The sequence below is a fragment of the Flindersiella endophytica genome (genome assembly GCF_054779015.1).
In genome coordinates this window covers 37149-51623 of sequence record NZ_BAAGYY010000005.1, presented here as the reverse complement: position 1 = coordinate 51623, position 14475 = coordinate 37149, and the positions used below count along the sequence as shown (strand labels likewise).

The window sequence follows — 14475 nt, the reverse complement described above, 5'->3', positions numbered from 1 at the left end:
GCCCATCGCAGGCACAGGTTGCGGAGATGGGTGAGAATGGGACGCCAGTGACGGCTGGCGTAGGAGCCGACGTAGGCGGAGAGGAGCGTGACCGATGAGCTCTGAGGACCTCGAGAAGTACGAGACGGAGATGGAACTCCAGCTTTATCGGGAGTACCGCGACGTCGTCGGCATCTTCAAGTACGTCGTCGAGACCGACCGCCGCTTCTACCTCGCGAACAACGTCGACCTCAAAGTCCGCAGCGAAGGCGGCGAGACCTACTTCGAGGTCACCATGTCGGACGCGTGGGTGTGGGACATGTACCGTCCCGCCCGGTTTGTGAAGAACGTGAAGGTCGTGACGTTCAAGGACGTGAACGTCGAGGAACTGGCGAAGAGCGACCTCGAGCTCCCGAAGGACGTCTGAGCCGGCCGCGCCGCCCCCAGTTGGCCGGTGGCACCGTTGCTTCCCAGTTGAACCCTGCCAGCCCGGGTGTGCCCGGCCCAGGCTTATTGGGCCGCCCGGCAGAGGCCTCGCCAGCACTGCCAGCCTGACTCCGGCAGCTCTGCCCGTCCGACGGCGTTGTCCAGCGTCACCATCCCCGGGCCCTGCCCGCAGCTCTCGTACGCCATGCCCTGGCCCTAACGCCCTGCCCCCACCTCACGTCCACCGTCGCGCCCGCCTGAATTGACCACTCGTCATCCACAGCTCGGCGCTATGCACAAGACAATTCGGACTTAACGCCCACCACCCCTCCGCCCGTTCATTGTTGGACGCACGGAGGTGACAGACATGCCGATGCGACACAAGGACATCCTCGGCCGCTGGGGAGAACAACTGGCGGTCGACCATCTGAGGCGATCCGGCCTCATCGTGCTCGACCGCAACTGGCGCTGCGAGATCGGTGAGATCGACATCGTGGCGCGAGACGGAAAGCAGCTGGTGATCTGCGAGGTCAAAACCCGCTCCGGCCTGAGCTTCGGCTCACCGCTGGAGGCGATCACCGACCACAAGGCCCGGCGCCTCGGCTGGCTTGCGTGCGCCTGGCTCCGATCCCACCGGCTCGGCTACCGCACGGTGCGAATCGACGTCGTGGGCGTACTCCGCCGCCACGGCACCGACCCGATCATCGACCACATCAGGGGAGTGTGCTGACCATGGGTCTCGCCCGTGCCATGTCGGTCGCCCTCGTCGGCGTCACCGGCCACGTTGTCGAGGTCGAAGCCCACATCGGCGGCAGCGTTCCCGGCTTCAGCCTCATCGGCCTCCCCGACGTCTCCCTCCGCGAAGCCCGCGACCGGATCAAGGCCGCCATCGCCAACTCCGGTAAAGAATGGCCCGCCCGCAAACTCATCGTCGGCCTGTCGCCCGCGACCCTCCCCAAAGCCGGCTCCCACTACGACCTCGCCATCGCGGTCGCGATCCTCGCGGCGGCCGAGGCCCTCCCCGCGGAGCGCCTCGACGGTGTGGTCTTCCTCGGCGAGCTCGGCCTCAACGGCCGCCTCCGCCCGGTGCACGGCGTCCTGCCGTCCGTGCTGGCCGCCACCCAAGCCGGTCATCGCCGCTTCATCGTCCCCGAGCCAAACGTCGGCGAGGCACGGCTGATCGAGCAGATCACAGTGTTCGGCGTACGTTCGCTGCGACAGGTCCTCGCTCTGCTCTGCGAGGAGGAGATTCCCGACGAGCCGCCGTACGAAGAGCAGGCTGACGGCGGCCACGTCGAGGTTCTCAGCCGGTTCAACCGTTCCGACGCCGTGGACATGGCCGACGTGCTCGGCCAGCTGGAAGCGCGTCGAGCGATGGAGATCGCCGCCGCCGGCGGACATCCGGTGTTCCTCTCAGGCCCGCCAGGTGCCGGCAAGACGATGCTGGCCGAACGACTACCCGGCCTGCTGCCCGAACTGACCACTGCGCAAGCCCTGGAAGTGACCGCAATTCACTCGGTCGCAGGCGTACTACCTTCCGACGAACCGCTCGTCCGGCGTCCGCCATTCTGCGATCCCCACCACACAGCCAGCCTCCCGGCCATCGTCGGCGGCGGCACTCGGGCGGCCAGGCCTGGAGCCGTCTCGCTCGCACACTTCGGGGTCCTGTTTCTCGATGAGGTTTACGAGTTCCGGCCTACGGTGCTCGATGGGCTGCGACAACCGCTCGAAAGCGGTCACGTTCTGGTCTCCCGATCCAACGGCACGGCGCGGTTTCCAGCGAGGTTCCAGCTCGTGATCGCCGCCAACCCCTGTCCGTGCGGGAAGAGCTACGGCAAGGGCGCCTACTGCACCTGCACCCCGCAGGCGAAGCTGCGCTACCGCAGCCGGTTGTCCGGCCCGATTCGCGACCGGATCGACATCACGCAGTACGTCCAGCCGTTGTCCCGCGCCGATCTGTCCGGCCTCACCGGTCAAGCAGAGTCGACCGCCGTGATCGCTGCCCGGGTGGCGGTCGCGCGCGAACGCCAAGCACTCCGGTACGCGGCGGAGGCTTGGTCGCTCAACGCCCAAGTCCCCGGTCACGAGATGCGCCGCCAATGGGCGCCAGAACCGGGCGCGATGTCGGTCGTCGAGTCCCAGTTGGCCACGGGAATGGTGAGCGCCCGCGGAGCCGACCGCATACTCCGGATCGCCTGGTCGATCGCCGACCTGGCAGCCCGAGACCGCCCCACCCGCGGCGACGTTCTCGAAGCGCTCACCCTCCGCCTCGGCCATCCGCCGCGGCAAGGCGAACGCAACCTGAGGAGGGCCGGATGAACGACACGTGTCTGCCCGCCGCCGTAGGCGCCCTATCGGCCTTGATTGCCTGCGGAGGCCCGGGTGGCTCGCAAGCGTGCCTTGAGCGGCGCGTCGTTTGGATCGAGCACTGGCAGCGGTCGGCAGCTCGCGACGTGAGGAGGGCCGGATGAGGGCCTTGTGTCTGTCTGGGGCTTCGGCCGCCGGCGCGGCTTTGGTCGACAGCGGTGGCCAGTTCGACTGGCGAGTGTGCATCGAGCGGCGCGTGGTTCGGATCGAGCATCGGCGGCGGCCGGATGCCGACGACGTGAGGAGGGCCGGATGACTCTCGTGTGCTTGCCGGATGATCCGGACGAGCCCACCACGCAAGGCGAACCTGGCAGCTCGCTCGCGATACCGGAGCCGATTCAGCCGGTGCCAGACGTCGAGCGGGTGGCGCGGGCCGCTCTTCTCGCCGTGGCCGAGCCCGGTGATCTCGCGCTCGGGTTGCTGGTCGCCAAGCAAGGGGCGGCTGCCACCCTCGCCGCCATCCGGGAGGGTGAGCTGCCGGTCGGGCATCGGGTCGACGTCGAGGGGAGGGCCATTCCCGTCAAGCAAGGGCGTGGCCGGCCCCGGTTGGCGGACTATCGCACGCGGTTGCCGGCGGTCGATCCGGAGCGCGACTTCGAGGCGGCGGCGAAGGTCGGAGCGCGGCTGATCTGTCCGGGTGACGCCGAGTGGCCCGAGTCGCTGGAGCTCCTCACCCACGCCGGCACGGTCGACGGTGGCTGGGGTGGTTCGCCGCTCGCGCTGTGGGTACGCGGCGATGCCGACCTCGCCAGGATCTCCGAACGTTCCGTCGCGGTGGTCGGTGCGCGCGCCTCGTCGGAATACGGCCAGTACGTCGCATCCGAGTTGTCCGCGGGCCTGGCCGATCGCGGGTTCACGGTGGTGTCCGGCGCTGCCTACGGGATCGATGCCGCAGCGCATCGGGGTGCGATGGCGGCCAGCGGGCAGACGATCGCGGTACTCGCGTGCGGCGTGGATCTCGCCTATCCGCGACCGCACAAGTCGATGCTCGACCGGATCGCGGCCGAGTCCGGGCTCGTGCTGTCTGAGGTGCCGCCCGGCACGCATCCGACCCGGCCGCGGTTCCTGATCCGCAATCGGCTCATCGCGGCGATCACGCTTGGGACCGTCGTGGTCGAGGCCGCTCTACGCAGCGGGGCGCTCAACACCGCCGCCTGGGCCGAACGCTGCCAACGCGAGGTGATGGGCGTGCCGGGCCCGATCACCGCCGCCGAGTCGGCGGGCGTACACCGGCTGATCCGCGACGGCGCGGCGATGCTGGTGACCGACGCGGCCGAGATCGCCGAACACCTCGGCCGGATCGGAGAGGAGCTGGCGCCGCCGAAGCTGGGTGGTGCGCAGGCGCGCGACCGGCTCGATTCGCGTACCCGCCGCGTACTCGAGGCGGTTCCGGTGAGCGAATACTGCCCAGCCGGGACCATCGCGACCGCCGCCGGCGTACCGATCGCGGAGACCCTGACCGCGTTGGGGACGCTGTGGATGCTCGACTTCGTCGAGCACCTGTCCGGTACGTGGCGCCTGTCGGAACGGGAACGCGGGCGCTGCCGCCACCGGAGATCGGAGCCGCCGATGACCGGATGACACAGCGCACCGCCTCCAACCGCCCAGCGCAGCGGTGGGTGTCCGCCCGTACCGCAGATGTGATGATCATCAGGTTGTTGGGTACTGTTTCCGGGCACATCAGGGAATCGGCTTACGAGGGGTCAGGCGTCGACCCGGTGCTTCACGGCCCCCGGCAAGGGAGGCAGTGATGTCTGGACAACCTCCGCAGGGACCGCAGGACCCGTGGATCAGCGGCGGCCAAGGCAACGCAGGCGGTCAGGGCGGGCAAGGCCAGGGCGGCTGGGGCGCCGGACAGGGTGGTGGCCAGCAGCCTGGCCAGGGTTATCCGGGCCAGGGTTACCCAGGTCAGGGCGGCCAGCCCGGGCAAGGACAGCCAGGTCAGGGCTACCCCGGCCAGGGATATCCGCAGCAGCCAGGCCAGCCCCAGCAGCCAGGCCAGCCCCAGCAACCGGGCTACCCGCAGCAACCGGGGCGTCCGCAGCCGGGACCTGGATATCCCGGACAGCAGGGACCAGGCGGTGCGCCAGGTCAGTCGCCGTACGGCCAGGGCCAGCAGCCGCAGCAGCCCTACGGTCAGCAGGGATACGGGCAGCAGGGATACGGGCAGCAGGGCCAGGGCTACGGCCCAGGCGGTCCCGGTGCGCCTGGAAGCCCCGGTTACCAGGGTTACGGGGAGCCGCCCTCCGGCGGTGGCAGCAAGCTCCTTCCGATCCTGCTGGGTGTCGGCGGTGTCGTTGTCGTTGGCATCGTCGTCGCGGTTCTGTTCCTCACCGGCGTGTTCGGTGGCGGCAGCGGGCCGGAGAGCGCGGTGAAGAACCTCGTCAACGCGGCGAAGGCCGGTGACTGTGACGGTGTGTTCGACACCATCGACTTCGGTGACCTGCCGCCCGAGGCCACGAAGCAGCTCAACGACCCGGCGGCCCGCAAGCAGGCGTGCGACGCCCTCAAGAAGGACGCCGCCCCCTCGGACGCCGAGTTGGTCAAGACCGAGGTCAGCAACGAGACCGACACCACAGCCACGGTCAAGGCCACGGTCAAGGCGAATGGCAAAGAGGAAACCACCGACTTCAAGGTCAAGAAGGTCGACGGCGAGTGGAAGATCGACTTCGCCTCCATGCTCAACGTCGGCTGAAGTCCTCAACGGTTGAGCGGCGGGCCGCCGGCGCGTAGCTCGACCGCCGTCCCGTGCTCGCGTCGTAGTCGAGCACGGGACGTTTGCTTCGCCGGAGCGGATTTGTGGTGCGGCCCGGCCTGTTGGCCTTGCAGGCTGGCCCGCCGGTTTGTCATGGTCAGCAGGTGACCGCGACTCCAGGCGACGAGGTTCGCTCAGTACGCTCCGAGGCGGCGGCTTCCGTACTCGCGGAGTTCGAACGACACCTGGCCGCCGAGCGGAACCTCTCGGCCCACACCGTGCGGGCGTACCTCGGTGACATCGAGAGCCTGCTGGTCCACATCTCCGAGGATGTGGCGCAGCTCGATCTGGCTTCGCTACGCAGCTGGCTCGGGCGCATGCAAGCCTCCGGGAAGGCGCGCACAACGCTGGCCCGCCGAGCGGCAGCGGCGCGGACGTTCACGGCGTGGGCGCACCGGCGTGGGCTGCTCGACGGCGACCCGGGTGCCCTGCTGGGCAGCCCGAAGGCACACCGTGACCTGCCGCCCGTACTCAAACAGGCCGACGTGCGGCGGCTACTCGAGATCGCTGTACTCGCGAGCGACGACGGCAGCCCGGTCGGAGTACGCGACCGCGCGATCCTGGAGCTCCTCTACGCGACCGGCGTGCGCGTCGGCGAACTCACCGGCCTCGACGTCGACGACATCGACGACGAGCGACGGGTAATTCGCGTGCTGGGCAAGGGAAACAAGCAGCGGACCGTGCCGTACGGAGTGCCCGCCGAGCAGGCGCTCGAGGAATGGCTGACCCGCGGCCGGCCAAAGCTGGTGCGAGTGGGTAGCGGCCCGGCGTTGTTCCTGGGCGCCCGAGGCGGCCGGATCGACCAGCGGGCCGTACGGCGGCTGGTCCACACCAGGCTCGCCGACGTCCCTGACGCACCGGACCTCGGACCGCACGGCCTCCGCCACACGGCGGCCACCCACCTCCTCGACGGCGGCGCCGACCTAAGGAGTGTCCAGGAAATGCTCGGCCACGCCTCCCTGGCGACGACCCAGATCTACACCCACGTCTCGGCGGAGCGGCTGCGCAAGGTCTACCAGCAGGCCCACCCGCGCGCCTGATGCACCGACGGAGGTCCGCGCGGTCCTCGCGCGGGCGCGCTGACCTGGGCGAGCCGCTCGGCAATCTGCGGCGATCCGGCCGCGGAGCTCACGACGGCCACAGTGACGGCTCGGGCGACGGTGTAGCCGGTGACCGTGATCGAAGCTGGGATCGCAGCGCTGGCTGAACAAGCGACGGCCGCGCCGGGTGCGGTGTCGAGAGGGGAAGCGACGGCCGTGCTGGCCTCGTCGTCTTGTGTGGGGGTGGAAACGGCCCCGGGCTCGGCGGTGGCCGGACGGGCAGCGGTGGGGACCTGGCGTGGCTCATGTTGGCGATCGGAGGGGCGGCAGGTTCGGCGAGCGCGGTTGTGGTGGCGGTGTCGGCACCGATCGCGGCGGTGATCGAGGTACAGCGGGCTCGGCGCGTGCGGGGATGGAGGCAGTGGGCGCGGTGGCGGTGAGAGAGGCGGCGATCTCGGCGACTGCGGTGGTGGCAAGGGCTGTGATCGCGAGGGCGGAGGCGACGGTTGCTGCAAGGGGTGGCGGGATGGCGGGCGAGGAGTAGGGAAGCGGCGAGTCGGGTGGGCGGGGTGGCACGACTGGGGTGCCGGAGTGGGTGGTGGGTGGCGGATCGTCGAGGGGGAGGAGGCGGGGGCGGCCGGCGGCGAGGAGTTGGAGTGGGTCGATGTAGGTGGTGCCGCGGAGGGCGCCCCAATGGAGGCAGGTTCGCGGCGCGCAGTGGGTGGCGATCGGTTGGAGGTCGCCGAGTGGGGTGCCGGCGGTGAGGTGGTCGCCGAGGTGGACGTGGGGGTTGACCGGTTCGTAGGTGGTGCGGACGCTGCCGTGGGTGATGGCGACGACGCCGCGGCCGGCGATCACGCCCGCGAAGGTCACGGTGCCGGCTGCGGCCGCTCGGACCGGTTGGCGGGCGGTGGCGAGTAGATCGACGCCGCGGTGGCCGGGGCCCCAGGGCGAGTCCGGGGGTTCGAAGCGGCGGATGACTTGCGGTCGCGGAGCGAGTGGCCAGATCCAGCGCGATGGTGGGAGCGAGGGAGCGGAGCTGGCGCCGAGGACGAGGGCCTGGCGGCGACCGTGGATGAGGGCCGGGGCGGTGGGTGGCGCGGGGTTGGCTTGGGCAGCATCCGATCGGACTGCGATCGCCGCGGAGGCGGAGCTGGCCACCCGCGCGATGGGTGGTGAGCTCGAGGGCGGAGGGGCGGCGAGCGATCGGGTGGCGTCGGGCCGTGCATCCACCCAAGCAGTGCTGGCCATCCATGCGGTGGGCATGAGGGCAACCGTCTGGGCGGCGGTGAGGCTGTGGAACGCCAGTAAGGCGCTGGTGATGGCGACGGTGATCGCCAGCTGAGGGGCGGGTGGCAGGGGGTGCATGCGGACGAGGATCTGCCCGTTCGGCGGAATTCGCGAGGGGCGGCCGGGAAGCTGTGGACGACGCCGAGGTGTGGACAGAAGTGGGCCAGAAAACCCGGCAAAACGGGCGCACCCAAGCCCACCGCTCCGGGGCACCGAGCACTACCCTGCGTCGAGTACACTTTGGCGGGCGTTTCGTGCTGCCCTGACGCAGCCCGACGCCAGAGCAACAAAGCACAACACATTACGCACGCCTGTTCACCCTCCCAACCGCGGAGCGGGCGTACCACTCGGTCCCAGGGGCGGACAGCCCCGACGGCTTCGGTGCGCACAGGCGTCAGGGGTGGCGGACAACACCGTCCGGCGCCGAACAACCGAGCCGCGCACTCGTAGTGACGAACACACAGAGTGCGCAGAGGAGGAGACGCGGCCATGGCCGTCGTTACCATGCGGCAGCTGCTCGAGAGCGGCGTGCACTTCGGACACCAGACCCGTCGCTGGAACCCGAAGATGAAGCGCTACATCTTCACCGAGCGCAACGGCATCTACATCATCGACCTGCAGCAGTCGCTGTCGTACATCGACCGGGCGTACCACTTCGTCAAGGACACGGTCGCCAAGGGCGGATCCGTCCTGTTCGTCGGTACGAAGAAGCAGGGCCAGGAAGCCATCGCCGAGCAGGCGACCAGGGTCGGGATGCCGTACGTGAACCAGCGCTGGCTGGGCGGCATGCTCACGAACTTCCAGACGATCTACAAGCGCCTGCAGCGCCTGAAGGAGCTCGAAGAGCTCAACTTCGACGACGTCGCCGGCTCCGGCATGACGAAGAAGGAGCTGCTGCAGCTGCGTCGCGAGCGCGACAAGCTCGACCGCACCCTCGGTGGTATCCGCCGGATGCAGCGGGTCCCGAGCGCGGTGTGGATCGTCGACACCAAGAAGGAGCACCTCGCCGTCGACGAGGCGAAGAAGCTCGGCATCCCGGTGATCGCGATCCTCGACACCAACTGTGACCCCGACGAGGTCGACTTCCCGATTCCGGGCAACGACGACGCGATCCGTTCGGTCGCGCTGCTGACCCGGATCATCTCCGACGCGGTGGCCGACGGGCTGATGACCCGCGCCGGCGCCGGCGAGGGTGAGAGCGACCGCGCCACCTCCGGCCTGGCTGCTGAGGAGCCGCTGGCGGAGTGGGAGCGCGAGCTGTTGCTCGAGGGCAAGGAGTCCGCCAACGGTGAGGCCAACGCCACCGTGACCGCGGAGCCCGAGGCCGCAGTCGCGACGGAAGCCGCGACGGAGGCCGCCACCGCAGTCGCGACCGAGGCAGCCCCGGAGGCCGCCGCCGAAGCAGCTCCGGAGGCGCCCGCCGCCGACAGCGCCGCCACCGAGGAAGAGCCCAAGCAGTAGAGCTCGACCCACCCCAACCACCCGCGATCACACGAGGAAAGACCAGACTGCTATGGCGAACGTGACCGCCGCCGACATCAAGCGTCTCCGGGACCTCACCGGTGCCGGGATGCTCGACTGTAAGAAGGCCCTCGAGGAAGCCGAAGGCGACTTCGAGAAGGCCGTCGACCTGCTCCGCGTCAAGGGCGCGGCCAAGGCCGCCAAGCGCGGCGCCGAGCGCACCGCCGCCAACGGCGTCGTCGTGAGCCGGAACGGCGCGCTGCTCGAGCTCAACTGCGAGACCGACTTCGTGGCGAAGAACGAGCAGTTCATCGACCTGGCCGAAGACCTCGTAGAGGTCGCGGCCGCGAACAAGGTCGGTGGCGCCGACGAGCTGGCCGCGGCCAAGCTCGAGGACGGCCGCACCGCCGCCGAGGCCATCGACGGGCTCGCCGCCGTGATCGGCGAGAAGCTCGCGCTGGGCGGCGTCGCCGTCTTCGAGGGCAAGACCGCGCTCTACCTCCACCGCCGCGACCCGCAGCTGCCGCCGCAGGTCGGCGTGATGGTCGAGTACGAAGGCGACGACGAGGCCCTGGCCCGTGGCGTTGCGATGCAGATCGCCTCGATGCGTCCGCAGTACGTCCGTCGTGAGGACGTTCCGGACGAGGTTGTCGAGCGTGAGCGCCGGATCGCCGAGGAGACTGCTCGCAACGAGGGCAAGCCCGAGCAGGCGCTCTCGCGCATCATCGAAGGCCGCGTCACCGGCTTCTTCAAGGACGCCGTGCTGCTCGAGCAGCCGTCCGTCCAGGACCAGCACAAGGGCAAGTCGATCGGCCAGGTGCTGACCGACGCCGGCATGAGCGTCAGCCGCTTCGCGCGGTTCGAGGCCGGCCAGTCCTGAGCTGCCCGACCCAGCCGGCGGCGACGTAGAGAACGGCACGACAAGGAGGCCGAGATCGTGGAGGAAGAAACATGACTGAGACGATCTCGGCCGCTTCGTCGTCCGGAGCGAGGCGGGCGCCCTACCGCCGGGTGCTGCTGAAGCTGTCCGGCGAGGTCTGCGGCGGCGGCAGGATCGGCGTCGACCCGCTGGTCGTGAAGAGCATCGCCCGCCAGATCGCCGATGTCGTACGTTCCGGCATCCAGGTGGCGGCTGTGGTCGGCGGCGGCAACTTCTTCCGTGGCGCCGAGCTCGAGCAGTCCGGGATGGACCGGGCGCGTGCCGACTACATGGGCATGCTCGGCACCGTGATGAACTGCCTCGCCCTGCAGGACTTCTGCGAGAAGCAGGGCGTCGACACCCGCGTCCAGACGGCGATCACCATGGGTCAGATCGCCGAGCCTTACATCCCGCGCCGCGCGATCCGGCACCTCGAGAAGGGCCGGGTCGTGATCTTCGGCGCGGGCTCCGGCATGCCCTACTTCTCCACCGACACCGTGGCCGCCCAGCGCGCGCTCGAGATCGGTGCCGAAGTGCTGCTCAAGGCCACCCAGGTCGACGGCGTTTACGACGCCGACCCGAAGAAGGTGCCGGACGCACAGAAATTCGAGCGGATCAGCTACGCCGAGTGCCTGCACCGCGGCCTGCAGGTCGCAGACGCCACCGCGTTCAGCCTGTGCATGGAGCACCAGCTCCCGATCGTCGTTTTCAACCTGTTGGAGGACGGCAACATCGCGCGCGTCGTCCAAGGTGAGACGATCGGAACACTCGTCTCGACCGAAGGCTGAGGCGGGCAGCCACGACGGCTGCGCGCGAGGCCTACGTCGGGCCGGGCTGAAGCACGGACCGGCACCGAGGTGATCGAGCCGAGGACGAGGCCGGGCAAAGGCGGGCGGACGCCCGTCTGGTGGTTGAGCAGACCTGACAGACACTGCTATGACGAGGAGACCGCGACCGTGACCATCGAGCAGACCATCCGCGAGGCGGAGCAGAAGATGGGCAAGGGCATCGATTTCGCCAAGGAGGAGTTCGCGGCGATTCGAACCGGCCGTGCGCACCCGGCGATGTTCGCCAAGATCGAGGCCGACTACTACGGCACCCCGACCCCGATCCAGCAGCTCGCCTCGTTCCACATTCCCGAGGCCCGCCTGGTCGTCATCACGGCCTACGACAAGAACGCCATGTCGGCGATCGAGAAGGCGATCCGTGACTCCGATCTCGGGGTCAACCCGTCCAACGACGGCACCGTGATCCGCATCGCGCTGCCGGAGCTGACGGAGGAACGCCGCAAGGAGTACGTCAAGCTCGCGCGTTCCAAGGCCGAAGAGGCCCGCGTCGCCGTGCGCAACGTACGCCGGCACGCCAAGGAGACGCTCGACCACATGTCCCGCGACGGCGAGGCCGGCGAGGACGAGGTCAGGAGCGCCGAGAAGCGCCTCGACGGGATCACGCGGTCCCGCGTCGACCAGATCGACGAGCTGCTGAAGCACAAGGAAGCAGAGATCCTCGAGGTCTGACGGCTTTGGCGCAGGACACGGTGACTGAAACCTCGGGGGCGCACGACGCGGAGCCGGCGCGGACACGTGGGCTCGGAAGTCGGCTGGGCCGCAATCTCGCGGCCGCGGCCGGCGTCGGTGTGCTCTTCGCCAGTGCCGTCATCGCGGCGCTGTTCATCGTCAAGGAGATCTTCGTAGGCCTGGTCGTCCTGCTCGTCGGCGTGGCGGTGACCGAGCTGGCCGGTGCGCTGCGCCCGAGCGGGGTGCGGCTCGCGTTGCTTCCGCTGCTGGCGGGCGTGCTCGGCATGCTGATCGGCGGCTACGTCGGCGGTACGGCGGTCCTGGTCAGCGCGCTCGGCCTGACCGCGCTGGTGATCTGCTTCTGGCGGCTGATCGGCGGCCGTGAAGGCTACGTTCGCGACATCACGGCGTCGGTGTTCGTCGCGCTGTACGTGCCGTTCATGGCCGGCTTCGCGCTGCTGATGCTGCGGCCGGACGACGGGGCCGCCCGGGTGTTCGTCTTCGTCGCGATCACCGTCTCGAGCGACATCGGTGGGTACGCCGCCGGTGTGCTGTTCGGCCGCCACAAGCTGGTGCCGACGATCAGCCCCGGCAAGACCTGGGAAGGGCTGGCCGGCTCGACACTCAGCTGCCTCGCGGTCGGTTTGCTGGGCGTCGTCCTCCTGCTCGACGGCGCCTGGTGGGCCGGCCTCGTACTCGGCCTGGTCGGCGTGATCACGGCGACGCTCGGCGACCTGGTCGAGTCCATGCTGAAGCGCGACCTGGACATCAAGGACATGGGCAGTGTTCTGCCCGGCCACGGCGGCGTGATGGACCGGATCGACTCGTTGCTGCCGAGCGCGTTCGCGCTCTGGCTGGTGATGACGGTGCTCGTCCCGGTCGCGAGCTGACCGTGCTGCTGTATCTCCTACGGCACGGCAAGCCGGCGCCGGACGAACGGGCCAACGAGTTCTGGGAGCTCGCGCCCGACGCCGGCGAAGGGCTGGCGGCTCTCCGGACGTCGGGCGCCCTGCCTTCCTCGGCGGTTTGGTACTCCTCGCCCGAGCCGAAGGCACTGGCGACGGCCCGCGCCCTCACCGACGCGCCCGTGGAGGTCGTCGAAGACCTACGTGAGATGGTCCGGCCGGCCGGACCGTGGCTCGGGGCTGAGCAGTGGCGGGCGTTCGTCCACGCGTCGATGGCCGAGCTGGATACGCCGGCGCGACCGGGTTGGGAGCCCGGCCGCGCGACGATGGTACGCGTGACGGCCGCCGCCCGGCGGCTGCGGGAAGCGAACGCCGGCAAGGATCTGGTGCTTGCCGGGCACGGGACGGCATGGACGTTGCTGGTGTCCGCCCTGACCGGGCAGCTGGTCGACTTCGAGGCCTGGAACGGGCTGTTGATGCCCGATCTCTGCGTCCTCGACGTCTCGGTCGAGCCCGCCACGGTCGTACGTGGCTGGGGTGGCTGGGTCAGCGGGCCGCGAGGATGATCTCCTCGGCCACGCCGCCGATGCCCTTGGCGCCGTCGTCGTAGTTGGAGTGGATGACGACCACGTAGTCGGAGTCGGCGAACCACAGCAGGTTGGCGTTGACGCCAGGTGAGCCGCCGCCGTGGCCCCGGATCCACTGGCCGCCGGTGAGGCGCACCAGGATTCCATAGCCGACGAACCCCAGCTTGAACCCGTCGCCCGAGTCCGACTCCGGCGTGGGCGGCAGCTTGGGGCTGAGGTGTATGTATCCGAACGGCGGATCGAGCAGCTTGTCGCGGTGCAACGCGTCGGCGAAGCGAGCCATGTCGCGGGTGCTGGAGAATGAGCCGCCGGCCGGCATGCCGACGTACAGATGACGATCCAGGGCCTCCTCTCGTTCGCCGGACGGCGTGGTCGTATATGGGTGGGCGATCATCGGGTCCGTACGCCACTGCGGGTTGGTGCAGAACGCAGCGGTCTTCATGCCGGCGGGCTTGAAGATGTGTTCGTGGATGTAGTCGTAGTACGACTGCCCGGACAACGCGGCCACGATCGCGCCGAGGATGACGTAGCCGCTGTTGCTGTACTTCGAGCCCGACCCCGGCGGGAACGTCGGCTTCTCCTTGCGTACGTACGACAGCACGCCGTTCCACGCCTCGTCGACACTCTTCCACGTACGCGCGGTCTCGAAGAAGCCGTCCATCTGGTGGTAGTCGCCGAGGCCGGACGTGTGGGTCAGCAGTTGGTGGATGGTGACGTGGTCGGCGAGCTCGGGCGCGAAGCCGTCGAGGTAGGTGCCGACCGTTTCGTAGTAGCGAAGTTTGCCCTGCTGCGCGAGCTGTCCGATCGCGACGCCGGTGAACATCTTGGTGTTCGAGCCGAGGTTGAACAACGTGTCCGGGCGGTTGGGGACCTTGTGTGCCTTGTCGGCCAGGCCGTGCGCGCGTTCCAGCACGGTCTTGCTTCGGTGGGTCACGAGCACGGTGCCGGAGAACGCGTCCTCGGCGGCACGCTGGGCGATGTAGCGGTCGAGCTTGCCTCCGGGGCGAAGGTCGTCGGGGATCTTTCCGGAGCTCGTGGACGAGCGCTCGGCGTGGGCGGCGCCGGCGCCGAGGCTGGGGGCGAGCAGGGCGGCAGCCGTCAGTGGGGCTGCGGCGAGGATGGCGCGTCGGTTCTGTTTGCTGTGCATGCCGGGCAGCCTGCCGATGGATTGTCAGCATCTGGTCAGGATCGCGGCCCTCGCCGGGGTTTCTTGGGCAACTCACAGGTAC

Annotated in this window: 15 protein-coding genes; 13 read left to right on the top strand and 2 right to left on the bottom strand. The window is 69.3% G+C overall.

Annotation, left to right across the window (positions count from 1 at the left end):
• The first annotated feature begins 94 nt into the window (after nucleotides 1–94).
• From ACYVF6_RS03310 to ACYVF6_RS03285, 6 genes are all read left to right on the top strand, one after another.
• Nucleotides 95–406 carry a DUF2469 domain-containing protein gene (locus tag ACYVF6_RS03310; protein WP_460515560.1) on the top strand — a complete coding sequence of 104 codons (312 nt, stop codon included), beginning with the start codon at nucleotides 95–97 and terminating at the stop codon, nucleotides 404–406.
• Between the two features lie 366 nt (nucleotides 407–772).
• On the top strand, nucleotides 773–1135 hold the full coding sequence (locus ACYVF6_RS03305) for a YraN family protein (RefSeq protein ID WP_460515557.1): 363 nt from the start codon (nucleotides 773–775) through the stop codon (nucleotides 1133–1135).
• 2 nt (nucleotides 1136–1137) lie between these two features.
• A complete protein-coding gene (locus tag ACYVF6_RS03300; RefSeq protein ID WP_460515555.1) occupies nucleotides 1138–2724 on the top strand; it encodes a YifB family Mg chelatase-like AAA ATPase in 1587 nt (528 codons plus the stop codon).
• Nucleotides 2725–3024: 300 nt separating this feature from the next.
• On the top strand, nucleotides 3025–4353 hold the full coding sequence (gene dprA, locus ACYVF6_RS03295) for a DNA-processing protein DprA (RefSeq protein WP_460515552.1): 1329 nt from the start codon (nucleotides 3025–3027) through the stop codon (nucleotides 4351–4353).
• A 169-nt stretch (nucleotides 4354–4522) separates the two neighbouring features.
• Complete coding sequence (locus ACYVF6_RS03290; protein WP_460515550.1) at nucleotides 4523–5467, top strand: nuclear transport factor 2 family protein; 945 nt, start codon at nucleotides 4523–4525, stop codon at nucleotides 5465–5467.
• 164 nt (nucleotides 5468–5631) lie between these two features.
• Nucleotides 5632–6567 (top strand): tyrosine recombinase XerC, encoded by a 936-nt coding sequence (locus ACYVF6_RS03285; protein ID WP_460515547.1) that lies wholly within the window; start codon nucleotides 5632–5634, stop codon nucleotides 6565–6567.
• A 303-nt stretch (nucleotides 6568–6870) separates the two neighbouring features.
• Here the strand turns inward: ACYVF6_RS03285 and ACYVF6_RS03280 are convergent, their stop codons facing one another.
• Nucleotides 6871–7728 carry a murein hydrolase activator EnvC family protein gene (locus tag ACYVF6_RS03280; protein ID WP_460515673.1) on the bottom strand — a complete coding sequence of 286 codons (858 nt, stop codon included), beginning with the start codon at nucleotides 7726–7728 and terminating at the stop codon, nucleotides 6871–6873.
• Here ACYVF6_RS03280 and ACYVF6_RS03275 point away from each other — a divergent pair.
• The 7 genes from ACYVF6_RS03275 (at nucleotide 7673) to ACYVF6_RS03245 (ending at nucleotide 13225) form a co-directional block, all read left to right on the top strand.
• Nucleotides 7673–7912: a hypothetical protein gene (locus ACYVF6_RS03275; RefSeq protein ID WP_460515676.1), complete on the top strand. Its 240-nt coding sequence runs from the start codon at nucleotides 7673–7675 to the stop codon at nucleotides 7910–7912. The two genes, ACYVF6_RS03280 and ACYVF6_RS03275, sit on opposite strands and share 56 nt — an antisense overlap.
• Nucleotides 7913–8346: 434 nt before the next feature.
• On the top strand, nucleotides 8347–9318 hold the full coding sequence (gene rpsB, locus ACYVF6_RS03270) for a small ribosomal subunit protein uS2 (protein ID WP_460515545.1): 972 nt from the start codon (nucleotides 8347–8349) through the stop codon (nucleotides 9316–9318).
• A gap of 52 nt (nucleotides 9319–9370) precedes the next feature.
• Nucleotides 9371–10198 carry a translation elongation factor Ts gene (gene tsf, locus ACYVF6_RS03265; RefSeq protein WP_460515543.1) on the top strand — a complete coding sequence of 276 codons (828 nt, stop codon included), beginning with the start codon at nucleotides 9371–9373 and terminating at the stop codon, nucleotides 10196–10198.
• A gap of 71 nt (nucleotides 10199–10269) precedes the next feature.
• Nucleotides 10270–11025 carry a uridine monophosphate kinase gene (gene pyrH, locus ACYVF6_RS03260; RefSeq protein WP_460515541.1) on the top strand — a complete coding sequence of 252 codons (756 nt, stop codon included), beginning with the start codon at nucleotides 10270–10272 and terminating at the stop codon, nucleotides 11023–11025.
• 174 nt (nucleotides 11026–11199) lie between these two features.
• Nucleotides 11200–11754, top strand: coding sequence for a ribosome recycling factor (gene frr / locus ACYVF6_RS03255; protein ID WP_460515671.1), 555 nt, complete (start codon nucleotides 11200–11202; stop codon nucleotides 11752–11754).
• A 20-nt stretch (nucleotides 11755–11774) separates the two neighbouring features.
• Entirely contained in the window at nucleotides 11775–12644 is an 870-nt protein-coding gene (locus ACYVF6_RS03250; protein WP_460515539.1) for a phosphatidate cytidylyltransferase, read from the top strand.
• A 2-nt stretch (nucleotides 12645–12646) separates the two neighbouring features.
• Entirely contained in the window at nucleotides 12647–13225 is a 579-nt protein-coding gene (locus tag ACYVF6_RS03245; protein ID WP_460515537.1) for a histidine phosphatase family protein, read from the top strand.
• Here ACYVF6_RS03245 and ACYVF6_RS03240 read toward each other — a convergent pair.
• Nucleotides 13206–14393, bottom strand: coding sequence for a serine hydrolase domain-containing protein (locus ACYVF6_RS03240; RefSeq protein ID WP_460515535.1), 1188 nt, complete (start codon nucleotides 14391–14393; stop codon nucleotides 13206–13208). The two genes, ACYVF6_RS03245 and ACYVF6_RS03240, sit on opposite strands and share 20 nt — an antisense overlap.
• Between the last annotated feature and the right edge of the window lie 82 nt (nucleotides 14394–14475).

Coding starts and splice junctions, on each gene's coding strand:
- dprA (WP_460515552.1), top strand. CDS start 3,025: ATGACTCTCGTGTGCTTGCCGGATGATCCGGACGAGCCCACCACGCAA.
- pyrH (WP_460515541.1), top strand. CDS start 10,270: ATGACTGAGACGATCTCGGCCGCTTCGTCGTCCGGAGCGAGGCGGGCG.
- ACYVF6_RS03300 (WP_460515555.1), top strand. CDS start 1,138: ATGGGTCTCGCCCGTGCCATGTCGGTCGCCCTCGTCGGCGTCACCGGC.
- rpsB (WP_460515545.1), top strand. CDS start 8,347: ATGGCCGTCGTTACCATGCGGCAGCTGCTCGAGAGCGGCGTGCACTTC.
- ACYVF6_RS03305 (WP_460515557.1), top strand. CDS start 773: ATGCCGATGCGACACAAGGACATCCTCGGCCGCTGGGGAGAACAACTG.
- ACYVF6_RS03290 (WP_460515550.1), top strand. CDS start 4,523: ATGTCTGGACAACCTCCGCAGGGACCGCAGGACCCGTGGATCAGCGGC.
- ACYVF6_RS03310 (WP_460515560.1), top strand. CDS start 95: ATGAGCTCTGAGGACCTCGAGAAGTACGAGACGGAGATGGAACTCCAG.
- tsf (WP_460515543.1), top strand. CDS start 9,371: ATGGCGAACGTGACCGCCGCCGACATCAAGCGTCTCCGGGACCTCACC.
- ACYVF6_RS03240 (WP_460515535.1), bottom strand. CDS start 14,393: ATGCACAGCAAACAGAACCGACGCGCCATCCTCGCCGCAGCCCCACTG.